Genomic DNA, 2,949 nt, shown 5'->3' with positions numbered 1-2,949 from the left:
CCCCCCCGCTGGGTTTAATGCGGATTAGTTGGAAACCTTATGTGAAGCAGGGGCTTCAAGTCAATTTGGGTTTGCCCCCCCCGCTGGGTTTAATGCGGATTAGTTGGAAACCCATCCGTACCTTTCTTTGAATTCCCATTGGAATAATGTCCCCCCCCCCGCTGGGTTTAATGCGGATTAGTTGGAAACAGATTTTCTTTAGCTTTCCTTTCAATCGTCCTTCTACCCCCCCCCGCTCGGGTTAATGCGGATTAATTGGAAATTTTGGGTAGGGGTCTTCCCCTACACCTCCTTAAAAATTATTTGACTGATAACTGATAACTGATAACTGAAATTTCCCCCCCGCTGGGGTTAATGCAGATTAGTTGGAAATTTCCAGAATGACTAAAAAAGTATTCCGAAACAGTTTTGCCCCACCACTGGGGTTAATGCGGATTAGTTGGAAACAATATCCACTCCCCTTTCTCTCTGAAAAATTATTTGACTGATAACTGAAATTTCCCCCTCCCGCTGGGGTTAATACGGATTAGTTGGAAATTTCCAGAATGACTAAAAAAGTATTTGGAAACTTAATGCCGCAACTTATCACTCTATTAACTTGTTATCTGTCAATAGCCATAATTACTTAAGCATTTCTACTGGTCTAAAATTTCTCGTTTTGAGATTATTCACCTTTGCCAAAAATGTAAATATTCTGGATGATATTAACGTAAATACTTGCTTGTAGCTTTATTCAAGACAGAATCTTTTACTTTTAAACACAACATTGGCACAATACTTTATGTACAAAATATGATACCAAATGCCTAAAATAACGCAAGTGCGTGGAATATTTTGTAATAATTTGGGGAAAATCGGAACTTGTTTGATTAAAATAAATAATTTTAATTACTGATGTGATAAGTTAAATCTATAGTTTTCCCTTCTTGTCTAATTTTGAGTTTGAAACTACTTTTGGATGATTGGCGATCGCATTCCTGACAAAAAGGAGAAAATTAAAGATACCTTTAGGGGTTCTATAGAACCCATTTGGGATCTATTTTTTTATACATGATGGGGGTGGGAAGTGTGGGAAGTGTGTGGAGGGTGGGGAGATGGGGGTATTTTTCTACCTTTTTTCCCTATTTTATTTCTTAATCTCCTGACTTCTGACTCCTGAGCCAAAAACTTGCAACTTTGCCAAGATACCAAATGGCTTCTATAGAGATGTTTCTCTTTCATAGAGATGTTTTTTGTCTAAAACATACTAATGCAGGACAGCAGAAATAACTGGTTACAAAATCCTAAAAAAATTACAAATTAATACTTTTGACTTTTAACTTTTAACTTCCGCGTAGCGGCACTAACTCAACTGCACAACCGCCTGCTCATTCAACAAAATTTCATTAGTCAATAAATCTTCTACTGTTATTCTGAGAAATCTAGATTCATCCACCCAAAACAACACCTTAATTCGATCGCTTCCAGGATTTCCAGGAGGAGTTAATTCAGCAATACTACGACCTCCATCTCGGTCATTTAAAGGTTTTACTACAGTTTGCTCTCCAGATATTTTGCGAGTAATTAGGCGATCGCCATCGAAATAAACTTCTGTACCACCAGACTCAGCACCCAATTCTCCCAAAATTAATTCAATACTTGGTTGACTATTCACCGAAGCACCCAAAACCAACTCTACAGGATTACTCATTGGATATGGTTGACCAGATTTAATTAAAGGATGCCAACTATGAGCATTTTTCCTTCTATCCCAATAACGGATACCATAACTGTGATACAAAAAATCCTTAACTTCAACCCCTTGAGTTAATTGTAATGCTCCCTGAGAAATTGCTTCAAAAGGTTTTTCACAACGAATTTTTGCAGCATCAAAATATTCCTTTACCCACCTCTGTACCGCCGGAATTTGTACCGTACCTCCCACCAACAAAACAGCATCAATTTCCGATAAATCTATTCCTTGCCTTTTTGCCTGAAGTAAAACCTGATTCATAGATTCATCAAGACTCACAAAAAATCCCTTTTCTCTGAGAATTTCCTCAAAGCCATCTCGCCCTAATTCCAATTCATAACTTTCTAAATTTTCATCATCAAAATAAACTTCCGTTGCCTGCTGTTGTAAAGACAATTGAATCTTTAACTTTTCTGCCAAACGAGTAGTTAAAGGAGTCTTTTCAATACCCTGATTTTTGACAAAATAATCTACCAACCAATTATCAATATCAGACCCCCCTAAATTCTGTCCTGCTTTTGCTAAAACTCTGGCCGTTTTTGCCTTTTGATTTGAACTTTTACCAAACGACTTTTCACCCCATTTCAAAATAAAACCCAAAGGTTGTTTCTGTGCCGAATTATCCAACCTTACCAAAGATAAATCTAAAGTTCCCCCACCAAAATCAACCACTAATAAAATTTCTGCCTCTTTCATTCCATAACCTAAAGCAGCAGCAGTAGGTTCATCAATCATTCTTACTTGTTCAACTTCTAAAGACTGACAAACTTCCCCCAACCAATTACGATAAGCCTCAAAACTATCAACTGGAACAGTAAAAATTAAAGATTCTACTGGCAAAGGAACATTCCGAATACCAGCTACAATTTGTTGTAAAAATAACTTTCCTACCTGTTCAAAAGAGACCACCTGACCATCAAGCTCAGGCAAAAATCCTTTAATATCTGAGCCAATACCCCGTTTAAAATTCCGAAAGAAACGAGAATCTGTATTTACATCGTAACCCCTATCTCTAACTTGCTGACCTATTACTACCTTCTTTTCAGCAGCATTCTCTACATAAACCAAGCTAGGAATTAGAGGTGGATTTTGTCCAGAAATAATTGACAAACCTGGTAACTTAACAATTTCAGGCTGTTGAGTTGTTTGATTCCAACGGGATATTACCGTATTACTTGTTCCGAAGTCTATAGCTATAGTCATTTAGTTATCTAATT

Annotated in this window: 1 protein-coding gene; it reads right to left on the bottom strand. The window is 37.3% G+C overall.

Annotated elements, in window-relative coordinates; all coding sequences use genetic code 11:
• Positions 1–1,342: 1,342 nt before the first annotated feature.
• On the bottom strand, positions 1,343–2,935 hold the full coding sequence (locus tag AC3DU7_RS29990; protein WP_488042891.1) for an Hsp70 family protein: 1,593 nt from the start codon (positions 2,933–2,935) through the stop codon (positions 1,343–1,345).
• Positions 2,936–2,949 lie beyond the last annotated feature (14 nt).

The organism is Okeania sp. (genome assembly GCF_983059655.1).
This window is presented reverse-complemented; position numbering and strand designations above follow the sequence as displayed.